19 protein-coding genes are annotated in these 14,591 nt (G+C 60.5%); 11 read left to right on the forward strand and 8 right to left on the reverse strand.

Annotated features, from left to right (window positions below; translation table 11 throughout):
- From B3V69_RS04035 to B3V69_RS04045, 3 genes are all read right to left on the reverse strand, one after another.
- The coding region (locus tag B3V69_RS04035; protein ID WP_296444038.1) for a class I tRNA ligase family protein at positions 1-311 on the reverse strand (311 nt) is incomplete at its 3' end.
- 178 nt (positions 312-489) lie between these two features.
- Positions 490-678 carry a DUF2783 domain-containing protein gene (locus B3V69_RS04040; RefSeq protein WP_296444040.1) on the reverse strand — a complete coding sequence of 63 codons (189 nt, stop codon included), beginning with the start codon at positions 676-678 and terminating at the stop codon, positions 490-492.
- Between the two features lie 22 nt (positions 679-700).
- Positions 701-2,443 (reverse strand): FAD-dependent oxidoreductase, encoded by a 1,743-nt coding sequence (locus B3V69_RS04045; RefSeq protein WP_296444042.1) that lies wholly within the window; start codon positions 2,441-2,443, stop codon positions 701-703.
- Positions 2,444-2,703: 260 nt separating this feature from the next.
- Here B3V69_RS04045 and B3V69_RS04050 point away from each other — a divergent pair, with 260 nt between their 5' ends.
- From B3V69_RS04050 to B3V69_RS04060, 3 genes are all read left to right on the forward strand, one after another.
- A complete protein-coding gene (locus B3V69_RS04050) occupies positions 2,704-3,126 on the forward strand; it encodes a rubrerythrin family protein (RefSeq protein WP_296444044.1) in 423 nt (140 codons plus the stop codon).
- 94 nt (positions 3,127-3,220) lie between these two features.
- The gene (locus tag B3V69_RS04055) at positions 3,221-4,570 is read left to right on the forward strand and encodes a (Fe-S)-binding protein (protein ID WP_296444103.1); all 1,350 of its coding nucleotides are present in this window, start codon (positions 3,221-3,223) and stop codon (positions 4,568-4,570) included.
- Between the two features lie 36 nt (positions 4,571-4,606).
- Complete coding sequence (locus B3V69_RS04060) at positions 4,607-5,197, forward strand: DUF3501 family protein (protein WP_296444046.1); 591 nt, start codon at positions 4,607-4,609, stop codon at positions 5,195-5,197.
- 112 nt (positions 5,198-5,309) lie between these two features.
- On the opposite strand, the gene B3V69_RS04065 is transcribed toward B3V69_RS04060, so the two are convergent.
- From B3V69_RS04065 to B3V69_RS04075, 3 genes are all read right to left on the reverse strand, one after another.
- Positions 5,310-6,008, reverse strand: coding sequence for a DJ-1/PfpI family protein (locus B3V69_RS04065; protein ID WP_296444048.1), 699 nt, complete (start codon positions 6,006-6,008; stop codon positions 5,310-5,312).
- Positions 6,009-6,283: 275 nt separating this feature from the next.
- Positions 6,284-6,772 (reverse strand): hemerythrin domain-containing protein, encoded by a 489-nt coding sequence (locus tag B3V69_RS04070; RefSeq protein WP_296444050.1) that lies wholly within the window; start codon positions 6,770-6,772, stop codon positions 6,284-6,286.
- A 150-nt stretch (positions 6,773-6,922) separates the two neighbouring features.
- A complete protein-coding gene (locus B3V69_RS04075) occupies positions 6,923-7,858 on the reverse strand; it encodes a hypothetical protein (RefSeq protein WP_296444052.1) in 936 nt (311 codons plus the stop codon).
- A 223-nt stretch (positions 7,859-8,081) separates the two neighbouring features.
- Here B3V69_RS04075 and B3V69_RS04080 point away from each other — a divergent pair, with 223 nt between their 5' ends.
- Positions 8,082-8,996: a CHASE3 domain-containing protein gene (locus B3V69_RS04080; protein ID WP_296444054.1), complete on the forward strand. Its 915-nt coding sequence runs from the start codon at positions 8,082-8,084 to the stop codon at positions 8,994-8,996.
- A 10-nt stretch (positions 8,997-9,006) separates the two neighbouring features.
- Here B3V69_RS04080 and B3V69_RS04085 read toward each other — a convergent pair whose 3' ends face one another.
- A complete protein-coding gene (locus tag B3V69_RS04085; protein WP_296444056.1) occupies positions 9,007-9,201 on the reverse strand; it encodes a hypothetical protein in 195 nt (64 codons plus the stop codon).
- A gap of 311 nt (positions 9,202-9,512) precedes the next feature.
- Here B3V69_RS04085 and B3V69_RS04090 point away from each other — a divergent pair, with 311 nt between their 5' ends.
- The 7 genes from B3V69_RS04090 (at position 9,513) to queF (ending at position 13,865) form a co-directional block, all read left to right on the forward strand.
- Positions 9,513-10,034 (forward strand): hypothetical protein, encoded by a 522-nt coding sequence (locus tag B3V69_RS04090; RefSeq protein ID WP_296444058.1) that lies wholly within the window; start codon positions 9,513-9,515, stop codon positions 10,032-10,034.
- Positions 10,035-10,237: 203 nt separating this feature from the next.
- A complete protein-coding gene (locus B3V69_RS04095) occupies positions 10,238-10,402 on the forward strand; it encodes a hypothetical protein (protein ID WP_296444061.1) in 165 nt (54 codons plus the stop codon).
- Between the two features lie 59 nt (positions 10,403-10,461).
- On the forward strand, positions 10,462-10,830 hold the full coding sequence (locus B3V69_RS04100; RefSeq protein ID WP_296444062.1) for a phage holin family protein: 369 nt from the start codon (positions 10,462-10,464) through the stop codon (positions 10,828-10,830).
- Positions 10,827-11,120 (forward strand): hypothetical protein, encoded by a 294-nt coding sequence (locus tag B3V69_RS04105; protein WP_296444065.1) that lies wholly within the window; start codon positions 10,827-10,829, stop codon positions 11,118-11,120. Before B3V69_RS04100 ends, B3V69_RS04105 begins: the two co-directional genes overlap by 4 nt.
- 105 nt (positions 11,121-11,225) lie before the next feature.
- A complete protein-coding gene (gene yaaA, locus B3V69_RS04110; protein WP_296444067.1) occupies positions 11,226-12,002 on the forward strand; it encodes a peroxide stress protein YaaA in 777 nt (258 codons plus the stop codon).
- A 52-nt stretch (positions 12,003-12,054) separates the two neighbouring features.
- A complete protein-coding gene (locus B3V69_RS04115; protein ID WP_296444069.1) occupies positions 12,055-12,996 on the forward strand; it encodes an alpha/beta fold hydrolase in 942 nt (313 codons plus the stop codon).
- Positions 12,996-13,865: an NADPH-dependent 7-cyano-7-deazaguanine reductase QueF gene (queF, locus tag B3V69_RS04120; protein ID WP_296444071.1), complete on the forward strand. Its 870-nt coding sequence runs from the start codon at positions 12,996-12,998 to the stop codon at positions 13,863-13,865. Before B3V69_RS04115 ends, queF begins: the two co-directional genes overlap by 1 nt.
- Positions 13,866-13,910: 45 nt before the next feature.
- Here queF and B3V69_RS04125 read toward each other — a convergent pair.
- A partial coding sequence (locus B3V69_RS04125) for a putative bifunctional diguanylate cyclase/phosphodiesterase (RefSeq protein ID WP_296444073.1) occupies positions 13,911-14,591 on the reverse strand: 681 nt, incomplete at its 5' end.

Here is a 14,591-nt window from a genome sequence, read left to right on the forward strand (position 1 = left end):
GTGGCGATGCCGGCGTGGTCGGTGCCCGGAATCCAGACCGTGTTGTCGCCGCGCATGCGGTGGTAGCGCGTCAACGAGTCCATGATGGTCTGGTTGAAGGCATGCCCCATGTGCAGCGTGCCGGTGACGTTGGGCGGCGGCAGCTGGATGGCGAAGGCCTCGGCGCCGTTTTTCGGCTGGCCCGTGCCACGGTAGCCGGCGTGCGCGTAGTCCCGGCGTTCCCATTCCGGTCCCCAATGGGCCTCGATGGCGGCAGGCTCAAAAGATTTGGACAGGCTGTTGAGGCCGGGTTGTTGCAATGCGTCGTTCATGGTGTCTTTGGCTTTTTCGCCCCAGAGCCCGGTGCGGGGCACTGGAAGCGAAAGCGGCACGCTCTATGAGCGGCCGCTGTTGAGGTAAGTCGGGGAGACCGTGATTTTATTCGACGCCGCGTCCCGTTTCGGTTCGACCCTTACGGCCAGGTGTGCCGATCGGGCGTAGGCACGGTGATCAGGGCGGCGACTCGCTGGCCGCTTGCAGGCATTCGCGCAGCACTTTCGAGTCGCCGATCTGGTTCGCCAGCAGCAGAATGAAGCGGGCGTTGAGCAACTCGGACTGTTCGCGATCGAGCCCGGCGTGGGCGTCCAGCAGCTGTTCGTAGAAAGCGTCGGCGTCCTGAAAATGGAGTGTGGTTTTCATAGGGGAACTCGTATGGCAGGTCTCACTTCATGCCCAGTGCATGTTCGATGGAATGAACCAGTTTGCCGTCGACCGTTTCACCGGTCGCCGCCAGGTAGCCGTCGGGCCGCAGAACGGCCCAGGCATGGCCAAACACATGACAGGCGCCTTGCAGGTGACCTTGTGGGTCGATCACGTGTTCCAGCGCTTCCGGGTTGCTGTGCGCTTCCAGCACCTGGACGCAACGCACCGGCGCGTGGCTGGCCAACTGCTGAAGGCGCTCGCCGGCGGCTGTTGAAATGTGCCCGAACACCAGCACCAGCAAGTCGCCAGCGGCCCATTCCAGCAGGTCATTGACGACACCGCTGCTGCCATCGGCCCAGCGAAAAGCCACGTTTTGTACCGACTGCCCGCCGGTACTTTCGCAGACGCTGGACTGGGTGTAGCTGTTGGCCACCGCCATGCGCCCGGTGTTCACCAGCTGGCGGGCGAAGGGGTATTGCCGGGCCAGGCTGATGGTGGCGTCGCGAAACACGCGCTCAGTGCCGTCGCTGGGGCGCAAAAAACGCGCGGTACGGTTGGTGACGCGCACGTTTTTCTCGGCGGCTTCATGGCGTTCCTCGTGGTAGCTGTCCAGCAACGCGGGCGGCGCCTGGCCCTTGAGCACGGCCGCCAGCTTCCAGGCCAGGTTGTCGGCGTCCGCAATGCCGGTATTGCCACCGCGCGCGCCAAACGGACTGACGATTTTTGCCGTGTCCCCCATGAAGAAAACGCCGCCGATGCGCAATTGGTCAAGACACTGGCTGCGATAGGCGTACGGGCCGATCCACACAATTTCACAGGCCACATCGGCGCCAAATTGCCGCCGCAGACGTTCGCGCACCTGAGACTCCCGGCTGCCGTCGTCCGGGTCGTCAGTGGGCGCCATCTGGTAGTCAATGCGCCACACATCGTCGGCCATCAGGTGTTGCCACACCGCAAGATTGTCATTGAAGGGCGCTTCAATCCAGGTATGGCGTTCAGCCGGTGGATGGGTTTTGAAGCGTACATCGACGATGCACCAGTGGTCTTCTCCGCGCCGGGAGGTCATGGTGGCATCGCACCATTGGTGGAACGGGGTGTGCGCGCCGCTGGCGTCGATCACGTAGTCGGCCTGCAGTGTGTAGCTGCCGGCTGGTGTCTGCACGGTCAGTGTATTGAGCCCGTCGCCGGGCACGAAGTTGGTCACCCGCGACTGCCAGCGCAGGTCAACGTGGCCCAACTCGGCGATGCGCTCCACCAGGTAGCCTTCAATATAGAACTGCTGGATGTTGATGAATGGCGGCTGGCTCGACAGGCCAAAGTTGCTTTGCTGGCGCAGGTCAAACGAGTACACCTCGTCATGACCCGAGAAGGTGCGACCCACACTCCACTGGATGCCCTTGGCGGCGATGCGCTCGTAGATGCCCAGTCGCTGGAATATTTCCAGGGACTTCTGGGTGTAGCAAATACCGCGCGACGACGCGCCCTGCACACCCACGGTGTTGGCTTCGTCCAGCAGAATCGTCGGCACGCCCAGCTTGGCCAGTGCGCAGGCCATGGTCAGGCCGGTGATGCCGGCACCCACCACCACGACCGGGTGGCGGTGCACTTCGCCGCTGCGCAGTTCGGGCGGCTCGACAAACGGGTACTCTGGCAGGGGGTAGCCGGTGCCTGGCGTGAATTCATAGCCATGGGCAGAAGCCGCTGCGGTGCGGGTCGCGTGTGTCGCGGACAAAGGTGCGGCGGCGGTGGGGGCGAGGGCCATGAAAACCTCCGGAATCAGAAGGGTCTACGGATGCTTGACGGATTCACTTTATCGCAATTCCCGGGTTTGAGCCATTGCAGAAGCGCGTGGTGAATGGTTTTGTTGATTTTTATCAAAAATAATTTTTAATAGCCAAAAGCAATTAACGATATTGAGCTTGCCAATTAGACGCGGGCCGCCATCCCGGCTAAGCTGTACCGGTCTTTGACCAATTTTTTGTTCAAGGCGAACCCATATTCTTTAACCTCTAGGAGATTCCCATGGCAGCACTCAAAGGCTCGAAAACGGAAGACAACCTGAAAGCCGCCTTCGCAGGCGAGTCCCAGGCCAACCGCCGTTACTTGTATTTCGCAAACAAGGCCGACGTCGAAGGCCAGCCGGATGTGGCAGCGCTGTTCCGCTCCACCGCCGAAGGTGAAACAGGCCACGCGCACGGCCACCTGGAATGGCTTGAGCAGTGCGGTGACCCCGCCACCGGCATGCCTTTCGGCGCCACCCGTGACAACCTCAAGTCGGCTGTGGCTGGCGAGACCCACGAGTACACCGACATGTACCCCGGCATGGCCAAGACCGCCCGTGACGAAGGCCATGACGAAGTGGCTGACTGGTTTGAGACGCTGGCCAAGGCCGAGCGCTCACATGCCAATCGCTATGCCAAGGCTTTGGTCGAGCTGGTTGACTGATCCTGACTGATTCGTCTGTGTTGGGCGTTGCTTGCAGCGCCCAATGCAGAAAATTCAAAAACAGAACTTCCCGAATCACCCACGAGACCCCACCATGGCACGCGAAGGCAATCTGCAAGCTCCTACCCGCCACCCGATCGACTGGAAGGGGCCTGACTACTACAACGAAGAAGCCGCCCTCCATGAGATGGAGCGCATCTTCGACATCTGCCACACCTGCCGCCGCTGTGTGAGCCTGTGCGGCTCGTTCCCCACGCTGTTTGACCTGGTGGACGAAAGCAAAACGCAGGAGGTCGATGGTGTCGACAAAAAGGACTACTGGAAGGTGGTGGACCAGTGTTACTTGTGTGACCTGTGCTACATGACCAAGTGCCCTTACGTGCCGCCGCACGAGTTCAACCTGGACTTTCCGCACACCATGCTGCGCGCCAAGGCCATCAAATTCAAAAAAGGTGAGGTTGGGCTGGGCGAAAAGCTGCTGGCGTCGACCGATGTGCATGGTCAGTTCGCCGGCATTCCGATCGTGGTGCAGATGGTGAACGCGGTGAACAAAACGGCGCTCGCCAGAGACCTGATGGAGTCCACGCTGGGGGTGGACAAAAACGCCTGGCTGCCGGCCCTGGCTACCAAAAAATTCCGCTCGGGCACACCCCAAGCCAAGGCGACCGTGGTGACGGACGGCGCCAACACGCCCGGCAAGGTTGCCATTTTTGCCACCTGCTACATCAACTACAACGAGCCCGGCATCGGCCTCGATTTGCTCAAGATTCTCGACCACAACGCGGTGCCCTATGTGATCGTCGAGAAAGAGAAATGTTGCGGCATGCCCAAGCTGGAGCTGGGTGACCTGGCGTCGGTCAACACAGCCAAGGAAGCCAATATCCCGGTACTGGCCAAATACGCCAAAGAAGGCTTCGCGATCCTGGCCGCCGTGCCGAGCTGCGCCCTGATGTTCAAGCAGGAGATCCCGCTGATGTACCCGGATGAGGCAGACGTGCAGTTGGTCAAGGATGCCATGTGGGACCCGTTCGAATACCTGATGCAGCGCAAGCGCGACGGCCTGCTCAAAACCGAATTCCCGGTGCCGCTGGGCAACGTCAGCTACCAGATTCCCTGCCATGGCCGGGTGCAGAACATCGGCAAGAAAACCGAAGAGATGCTCAAGATGATTCCCGGCACGACCATCAACACCAACGAGCGCTGCTCGGGTCATGCCGGCACCTTTGGCGTGAAGAAGGCGCACCACCAGCAGGCCATGAAGATTGGCAAACCACTGTTCAAGGCGATGGCCAATATGAAGGATGGCGCCAAGCCCGACTTCATCAGCTCGGACTGCCCGCTCGGCGGCCACCACATCGCGCAAGGGTTTGAAGTCAATGGCTTGGGCGCGCCTGAGTTGCAGCACCCATTGAGCCTGGTGGCCAAGGCTTACGGACTGAAATGAAGATTCAGAGATCGTTGTTGAAATTTTGGAATTGAAATGCAAATTACCGGCCACATCACCCCCGACAACCTCATGAGCCTGGAGGCCTACAGCAAGTGGCGCAAGGTCAACAAGCCCGAGGTGATGGCGCACCGCAAACTGCGCAGCGTGCGTCTGGGCGAGTACATCAACCTGCAATTCGAGAGCGAGCTCACCATTCGCTACCAGATTCAGGAGATGCTGCGCATCGAGAAGATATTCGAGGAAGACGGCATCCTGCAGGAAATCGAAGCCTACGCGCCGCTGCTGCCGGACGGCGGCAACTGGAAAGCCACCATGATGCTTGAGTACCCCGATGAGAACGAGCGCCGGCGCGAGCTGGCCCGTTTGATCGGCGTGGAAGACCGGCTGTTTGTCGAGGTCGAAGGGCAGAGCCGGGTCTACGCCATCGCCGACGAAGACATGGAGCGCGAGAACGACGAAAAAACCTCGGCCGTGCACTTTGTGCGCTTTGAGCTGACGCCCGCCATGTGCGCGGCGGTCAAGGCCGGTGCCAGCGTCAAACTCGGCTGCGACCACACCAACTACCCGGCGCACACCCTGATCGCGCCCGAGACACTGGCCTCACTGGCGGGCGACTTGCGCTAAGGATATTCTGAACAACTCACCGCAAGGTGAAGTCCACCGACGTTGGGCACCGCGCGGGCAAATTCCTCAACTGCATTACACCGGTGTCGATCGCATCAGTTCGGGGCTCGGATTAGATTTTGGGCGGATCGCTGTCGCGGGAAGGATGACGATGCGCTGCGATACCGGCGATAAAAGCAGGCGCCACATCCGCCGCTTGGGCGGACTCCGCAAAAATGAGACCGGCATCGCCACCCGGCGAGGGCGCGATTCCTGCCATGGCGAGCAGCTTGCGCGATGCGCCGAGGGCAAGGATTGTCTTGCCGTGTCGAAACTGGTCTTTCACATATTCCATTGTGTGGCCGTCTCTGGCCAGCGTCTCGATCCCATTGGCTCCGTCTGGCAACACCAACGCATCGAATAAAACCGACGGTGAATTTTCCAACGACTTATTGGCTTCGATCTCGGCGTCGCCGTCCGCGATGAATTTACCCACGCGGGGGCCGATAAAGTGCGCGACCGCCCCCGCTGCCAACAACGCCGAGTGGAGCGTTGCGATGGAGGCGCCATGGACACCGTCGGCAACCAGTATTGCGATTTGACGTGTGCGAATGCCGCATTCGCCAGGGAGCGCCATTAAGGACAAGGCGTCTGAGCGCTGCACCTCCGGCAAAGGCGCACGCTCGATTGCCTTGGGAAGGGCGGCCGGTACCGGCATTCCCAAGCCAGAGGCCACGCCTGAGGCGAGCACCGGAGACACATTCACCAGTGATGCAAGCATGCGTTGGGTCGGGGCAACGGCGTTATCGTGGCCGTATTCAAATTCCTTCATGGCATTGAACGGGACAGCGGCCACCAAGGCATCGACGGCGCGGGCCTGCCGCGCAATGATGTCGTTCGTTTTCATCGCTCCGCCCAAAGCGGCGCGACTGCGGCGCCGGGGCGCGGTGCTCGAATCGCGGGGTGTGGGCGATGACCGGTGCGACTTGATTGTTTTCTTGCTGGAAGACATGGGTGCTCCTGCGAACAATTGCGGTGCAGACAGAATGTCTGGCCGGACCGGCTAGCGGCGAGCCGGAACTCTTTGGCTGTCGGGTTGGTTGAAGACTATGCGCGCTGCGCGACCAAATACCGCTTGCGCCCGGCGAGCTGGGCACCCAACTCGGCCATGTCCAATTTGGTGGACTTCGCTTTTGGAAACATCTCGTCCTCTTCTTCCTTGACGTGATGCTTCACGTACTCGGAAAGTACCTTGATCTTTGCGTCGAACATCTCTCCATCGGGCTGCACACCCTCGACCTGCGAAATAAGTTCCTTCAAGGTCGCATGCTCCACCGTTGCCTCGGGCACCAGCGCCTTGTCTTTCAAGGCGTGCTTGACTGCTGGATAGAAAATTTCCTCTTCAATCTGGGCATGGACCGTCAGTTCGGCGCAAATCTGCGCCACCAGTTCCTTCTTCTTGGGGTTTGATCGCGTCTTGTCGTATTGCGCAAGCAGGCCACTGACCAGCACATGATCAGAGTGCAGCAATGCAGTCGCGTCGTGAGTTTTAGGCGCAACGGCGCGCATGGTCGTATTTTTTGCGATGGTTTTCACGCTGAATTTCCCTTTCAGATTGGCTTGGGCTGGAGATGGCTAGTGCATAAACAACGCAATCAGAATGATGATGGGGATGGGAACGCCGAGGAATAGCAGAAGCAGTGAACGCATGGGGTACCTCCTGAAGTTGAAAGCTCGGGTCTGGGGTCAGGCGTCGCGCTGCCGGCCGCCATACGTCGCACTGAAGCTGGCAACAAATGCGCCTATCAGCAATGAAATGAAGAGCCACAGCGACGCATAGGCGGAAGCCTTGCGCGCTTTCTCGGCGGCGTTTCTGGCCGCGGTTTGTGCGTCGGTCAGCTTGGTCTGCGCGCGTGCATAGGTGTCGGCCACCCGCTTCTCCGCCTCCTGCTGTGGCAGACCGGTGCGCTGTGCCACGATCTGGCCGACGTATCGAAGATCTTCTGCGGGAAGATTTCCTGTGCCCAGATGGGTCACGAAGATGCGGGTAACTTCGGACGCGGGCGCGGACACGGCCTCCGGCGCGGGACCAGCCCCGGACGCAGTCGCTGCCATGTCTTTGCGGAACAAGGCGTCGACGAAGTAGCTTATCGGGCCATTGCCAGCGTCAGACTTCGCCAACTCGGACCCCGCCGTTGTGGCCACGCCCGCCGCCACCGAGGCCCCGGTCCGCACCCCTGCGCCCACAATCGATCCGATGACCGAGGTCAGCAGCGCAGCCGTCGCAAGCGACGCGACAGCCCAGGCGAGGAATCCGTGCGCTGTGTCGCGGAAGTAGACCTCGTCGGTATGAACCGCAACCCACTTCGTTCTCAGCCTGCCGGCCAGATAACCTCCCATTGCGCAAGCCAGGACTTGTGTCAGGCTAAGCCACAGAATGGTTGATACGCCGACGGCCGCTGCGCTTGCGCCATCGTGTGCCCACGGCGAGATCGAGGACAGGCCCAATCCAACGCCCAACATGAGCAGGATGAGCGACAACGCTGCTGCTGCTGCTGCTCCCGCCATGATCGCGCCCCACGACACTGCGCTGGCGTTGCTTGGTGTGGCGGTGGGATCAGTGGCCATTCGGGAGCTCATCCTGGCATCTCGGTCCGCAGTTTCGGCATCAGTGAAATTCATGGCGGCGTCCTGAAGTGGGATACCCGGATAATTGCTCGCCATTCGAATTCAGGCTGTCGGACGCCTTTCCAATCTTCTGTAGGAGAAAACCTTGCATGTTTCGCATTCGTTGGCCTTGCAGCGGACTTGCTTCGTGCCATGCCGGGCAGTCCCGCTTGATATCCATCAACCGGGCGCGCTCGAACGCATAGAAAAATGCCAGGGATTTCGAACTGGACTATTTATGGACTATCTTTCGATAGTCAAAAAAAATCGCATTGCCTTCTGGTTGGCCTGCGCCGCGGCGCTGGTGATCGTATTCGTCAGTGAATACGCCTATCGCAAGGTGGTCAAAAATTTCGACGAGTTGGGAACGATGGGTCAGGCGCGCACCAGCATCCAGCGTTTGGAGCGCGGCCTTCTCGATGCAGAGACTGGCCAGCGCGGCTATTTTTTGACCGGCCGCAAGGAGTACCTCGACCCGTACGAAAAGGCGGTCACAACGATTGAAGAGGTGCTCCATTATCTGGATCGGCACTTCGAGGACGCCCCGGAGGCAAAAACGTTACTTGGAAAATTGCAGGCATCGACCGAATCCAAGCTTTCGGAACTGGCGTTCACGATCCGTCTCCACGACCAGGGTAAGGCAGGCGCGGCCATGGAAATGGTTTTGAGCGGTGTTGGCAGGGAACAGATGATTGACACGCTGGCACTCAGCGACGACCTCCTGCGACAAGAATCATTCAGAGTTGCCGAACGCCGAAAAACCGTCTATCGCACACTGTTAACTAGCCGGATCGTTCTTGCATCTCTTTGCGCCCTCGGAATCCTGGCTATTTTTATGTATTTGCGGCAGAACTCCACGCTCCTGCTGCAGCAATGGGAACAGCAGGGCCTGGTGCAGTCCGAACGCGACCGACTTGAAATTGAGGTGCGCCGGCGCACGGCGTCCTTGACCGAATTGACACACCATCTTCTAACGGCCCGCGAAGACGAGAGAAGACGCATTGCACGCGACTTGCACGACGAGATGGGCGCATTGCTCACATCAGCCAAGCTGGATGTGGATCGCGTCAAGTCGCGCCTGGTCGCGGCGGCGCCTGGACAAGGCGCGCAAATTTTGGCGACATTGCCGGAATCGGCGCCTTCCGCAAGCTAGGGAGACGCTTTCAGCGAGTGTCGCCGCGCGCTGTTTTCTTCGACCAGATGGTCCGCACCAAAGGTGCCGTGGACATCACCGAGGCCGCGGCGCCCAGCGCGAGGGGCAGCATCGAACCGGTCATGGCGGTCAGCCATGCGCCCAAAAATGTACAAATCAGCCCGCAGGCGTAGTGACGGAATATTCTGATGCGCAACAGTGACATGATGAAAACGACCTTGACTTGTGAATCCCCAGTCTATTGACTGATGCGCGCGGCATGGGGCGGAGATGGCCCTTTTTTACATGCCAATCCTTGGCATCGCGGGTGCAAACCCACAACGAAGCCTGCGGTAGGACAATTCCGACGCCAAAATCCGCGTTCGCCGTCCTCTTCCAGGGCGGGACTTCCGACAGCGCCATGTCGCCCATGGCAGCAAACTAATGGGAGCCGCCGGATGGCGGTTGGCACGGCGGATGCGGCCTCAAGCCGACCCGACGTGTCGATTCACATCAACCTGCGAGAGGAAATGGAACATGAACAACGAGAAACCTGTGATGACCGGGCTGTTCCCGGACCGGGAAAGCGCCGAACTGGGCTACAACACACTGTCTGAAAGAGGCTATACGAAAGACGACGTGAATGTCGTCATGTCGGAGGACACCAGGAAGCGCCACTTCGCGACGGCCGGTACCGAGACCGAACTGGGCAGTAAAGCCGCAGAAGGGGCCGGCGTCGGCGGCGCCATTGGCGGCACGGTGGGCGCCATCGCCGCGGCGATAGCTGCCGTGGGGACGACGATTGCGCTGCCCGGGCTCGGGCTCGTGATCGCCGGCCCGCTCGCGGCGGCGATTGCCGGCGCCGGCGCTGGCGCTGCGACCGGCGGGATAGTGGGCGCGCTTGTCGGCTGGAACATTCCCGAAGAACGTGTCAAGAAATACGATGAAGGTATCCGCAAGGGCGGCATCCTGATGGGCGTGCGGCCCCGCAGCGACGAGGACGCTGCGTACTTCGAGAGCGCATGGAAGACCAACCGCGCGAACGACGTTTATCGTTGACCGGTCGAGCCGTGGTGGCGGCACTCGGGCGCAATAGCCGCGCCATCAGGCCGCCATCATTTTGATCTTGCCTACACGGACAGGGTCGGGATAGTGATTGGCAGTCCCAATGCCAGCTTGCCCATCCATGTGGGGCATGCAGGCATGAATAGGCCAGTCACTCCACCGTCAACCTTTTCTTGTCCACTTCCAAGGAGTTAATAGTGGAAACCAGTAATTTTCCCAGTAATTTCCCGGGCAGAAGCGACGCGGCAGCGGGCAGTGCCGGCGACATGGCCGGCCATGTCGGCGTTGCCGCGGTGCCTGTTCTGGACGCCACCAGTCAGTGGCCGTCGCAGCCGGCATTGGAATATTGCTGCGCATGTTGATCTCGCGCCGCTAATTTCTCACGACGTTTGAGCAAATCTTGTTTTCAAGGGAATACGCCGTGTTTGATGCCATTGTCAAAGCCAAACAGCTGGGGACGATGGTCGTGGAGCGCGCGGGCGATTATCTGGAATTGGTGCGCATTGAACTCGAAATTCAGCTTCATGACGTCAAGGCGCGCATGGTCAGCCTCATCGTGACGGTATTGAGCGCCGTGCTGGCCTTGATTTTCCTTTGCCTGGCCGTTGTCGTCACGTATTGGGATACGCAATATCGGGTCATGGCGGCGTGGGGTATTGTGGCGTTTTATGCTTTGTTGGCGGGTATCGGCTACCTGACAAATAGAAGTCATGCTCATCCGGAATCTGCATTTAAAACCTTGCACCATGAATTGCAGGAGGATATCAAACTAACCAAGGAGATCCTATGAGTTCGCCTCTTGCGCTAGAAGAGGAAAAGGAAGCGCTCCTGGAGCGCATGCGAATGAGCCGCGCCGCTTATAGATCGAGGCTTATTCACAGTGATACCGTGACGCTGAATTTCAATAACAACCCAGAAAATGGAAGCAGATTTCCGCGTAGTCATGTATTTCAAATAGTGATGCATCATCCCTATTTGTCTGCCCTTGCAGTCATGGGCCTATGGCTGATAGGCCCGCGCAGGGCATTTGATATGGCCGTAAAAAGCGGCCATGTCATCACTCACTACCTCTCCAAATGACGGGATGCCACCGTGCAGTGAGTGGTTCAGGGCGAACGGCGCTGATCGCGGACGGGTTTCAGTCTGTGGGGATAATCAATGCCTCTCCGTGAAGCCTTCTCCGCCATGATATTTCTTCTATCCCCTGCCAAATCCCTCGACTTCGACACCCCGGCGGGCGATGTGCCGCACACCCAGCCGCTGTTCATCCAGCAATCGACGCAATTGATCGACTTGCTCAAGGCCCAGTCACCGCAACAGATTGCCGCGCTGATGAGTCTGAGCGATGCCCTGGCTGGCCTGAATGTGGCGCGCTATGCGGCGTGGCGCCCGAAATTCAGCGCGAAAAACGCCAAGCAGGCGGTGCTGGCCTTCAATGGCGATGTCTACGAAGGCCTGGACGCCAAGCGCCTGCAGCCCGATGAACTGGCCTGGACGCAAGAGCATGTCTGCATTTTGAGCGGCTTGTACGGCGTGCTGCGGCCGCTCGACTGGATGCAGCCCTACCGGCTGGAAATGGGCACCCGACTGGCCAACGCGCAGGGCAATAACCTTTACAAGTTCTGGGGCTCGCACATCTCGCATTACCTGAACCAGCGTTTGCAGCGTGACGTGTCGCCGGTGGTCGTGAACCTGGCCAGCCAGGAGTACTTCAAGGCGGTGGACGTCAAGGCGCTCAAGGCCCGCGTGGTGGAGTGCGTTTTCGAGGACTTGAAAGGCGATCAGTACAAGATCATCAGCTTTCACGCCAAGCGGGCGCGCGGGCTGATGGCGCGTTTTGCGGCAACGCATCGGCTGGTGACGCCGCAGCAGCTCGAAGCGTTTGACGCCGAAGGCTACGCGTTTGACGCCGCCGCATCGCGACCCGAGCGGCTGGTGTTCCGCCGTCCTCAGACGTCCTGAAATGTTTATAGAAAATAGGGCTCTAGCCCTCATGGAATAAGCGCAAGCAGCTATGAAAATAAGAGCAAACGGGATTGACATCGAAGTCGAAGACAGCGGCCCCGGCGCGGCGGGCGAAGACCGGCCCGCGGTTTTGCTGATCATGGGGCTGGGCATGCAGCTGGTCGCCTGGCCAGCGCAACTGGTGCAGGCGCTGGTGGCGGCGGGCTACCGGGTGATTCGCCACGACAACCGCGATGTCGGTTTGAGCCAGCACATGGCGGGCTTGGGCCAGCCCAACTTCATCTGGCAGGGCCTCAGACTCAAGCTCGGCCTGACGCCGCGTGCGCCCTACAGCATGGGCGACATGGCCGCCGATTCCTTGGGCGTGCTCGATGCCCTGGGGATCCAGGCGGCGCATGTGGTGGGCGCCAGCATGGGCGGCATGATTGCGCAGCGCGTGGCGCTGGCCGCGCCCGAGCGCGTGTTAAGCCTGACCAGCATGATGAGCACCAGTGGCGCCAAGGGCTTGCCGAACGCCCGACCCAAGGTGATTCGCGTTTTGCTCAGTCGCCCGAATGGACGCAGCCCGTCGGCGGTGGTGGACCACTATGTGAGGCTGTTCAAGGTCATTGGCAGCCCCGCCTACCCCACGCCCGAGGCTGAACTGCGCGAACGCATTGCGCTGGGCGTGCGGCGCGGCTTCTATCCGGTGGGCACGCTGCGGCAAATGCTGGCCATCATGGCGGACGTGAACCGCGCGGCGCAGCTCGCCCGGCTCAGGGTCGCGACCCTGGTCGTGCACGGCAAGGCCGACCCGCTGCTGCCCTACGCCTGCGGCGAAGACACGGCCCGGCGTATTGCGGGCGCGAAACTGCTCGGCATCGAAGGCATGGGCCACGACTTGCCGCCAGCAGCGGTGGCGCAGATACTGGCCGTGCTGATTCCCCATTTGAAAGCGGCGGATGCGCGTGCCAGCGTCCCCTCTGCATCGCCCGCCGGAGCAGCCCCCTGATGAACACACCGGAAAATTCCCAGCTCGGCAAGGCCTCAGCTTACATCGACCAGTACGACGCCTCACTGCTGTTCCCGATCGCGCGTGCCGGCAAACGCGCCGAGATCGGCGTCAAAAGCAACCCGCCATTTTTTGGCGCCGACATGTGGACCTCATTCGAGCTGAGCTGGCTCAACCTGCGCGGCAAACCCCAGGTGGCGCTGGCGCACTTCACCGTGCCCTGCGAGTCCCCCAACATCATCGAGAGCAAGTCCTTCAAGCTCTACCTCAACAGTTTCAACAACACCCGGTTTGCCGATGCCGACGCGGTGAAAAGCCGCCTGCGGGCCGACCTGAGCGAAGCCGCGTGGCGCGACACCCGGCGGGCGGCAGCAGACCGTGGCCCGGCCCCGGCCTCGATTGGCGTGCGGATTTTGCTGCCCGAGCTGTTTGACCGCGAGCCGGTGTACGAGCTCGACGGCCTGAGCCTGGACCGGCTGGACGTCGAATGCAGCCACTACACCCCGGCCCCCGAGCTGCTCACGGTGCAGGCGGATGAAGCGCCCGTGACCGAAGTGCTGGTGAGCAACCTGCTCAAGAGCAACTGCCTGGTCACCGGCCAGCCCGACTGGGGCAGTGTGCAGATCAGCTACACCGGTGCGCCGATCGAACAGGCGGGCCTGCTGCGCTACCTGGTGAGTTTTCGCAACCACAACGAATTTCATGAGCAGTGCGTCGAGCGCATCTTCATGGACCTCTGGACCCGCTGCCAGCCGCTCAAGCTGACCGTGTATGCACGCTACACGCGCCGCGGCGGCCTCGACATCAACCCGTTTCGCACCAGCTATCCGCAGGCGCTGCCGGCCAATACCCGGACTGCCCGGCAGTAAGATTTGCTATAAAAAATATAGCGTGTCACGTAGATAATACGAGGGCTAGAGCGGTATTTTTCTTATAACGCTGGGCAAATCAGCGGCCGGAACCGGGCGCCCGAAGTGGTAGCCCTGGTAGGCATCGCAGTTGATACCGGCCAGCAAGTCACGCTGCTCGGTGGTCTCCACCCCCTCGGCAATCACTTTGAGCCCCAGGCTGTGGCCCAGCACGACGATGGCGCGGGCGATCACCGCGTCGTTGGGGTTACTCAGCAGGTCGCTCACAAACGACTGGTCAATCTTCAGCTGGTCCAGCGGCAGGCGCTTCAGGTAAGACAGCGACGAGTAGCCGGTGCCAAAGTCATCCAGCGAAAAGCTCACGCCCTGTGCCTTGATGGCGCTCATCTTGGCGATGACGTCCGGTACATCGTTCAACAGCATGCTTTCGGTCAGCTCCAGTTTGAGCAGGTGCGGGTTGGCCCCTGTTTTTTGCAGGGCAGTAGCGACATGGTCGACAAAGTCGACCTGGGCAAATTGCAAGGCACTCACATTGACGGCCATCGTCCAGCGTGCCGTCTCGGGCTCTTGGGCCCAGGCCTGCAACTGGGCGCAGGCGGTTTCCAGCACCCATTGGCCCAGTGGCTGGATCATTTTGGTCTCTTCCGCCAGAGCGATGAAATCGGCCGGTGACACCAGGCCGCGCCGGGCGTGCTGCCAGCGCACCAGGGCTTCGGCGCCGATGGG

The sequence above is a fragment of the Rhodoferax sp. UBA5149 genome (assembly GCF_002413825.1).
Classification (GTDB): domain Bacteria; phylum Pseudomonadota; class Gammaproteobacteria; order Burkholderiales; family Burkholderiaceae_C; genus Rhodoferax.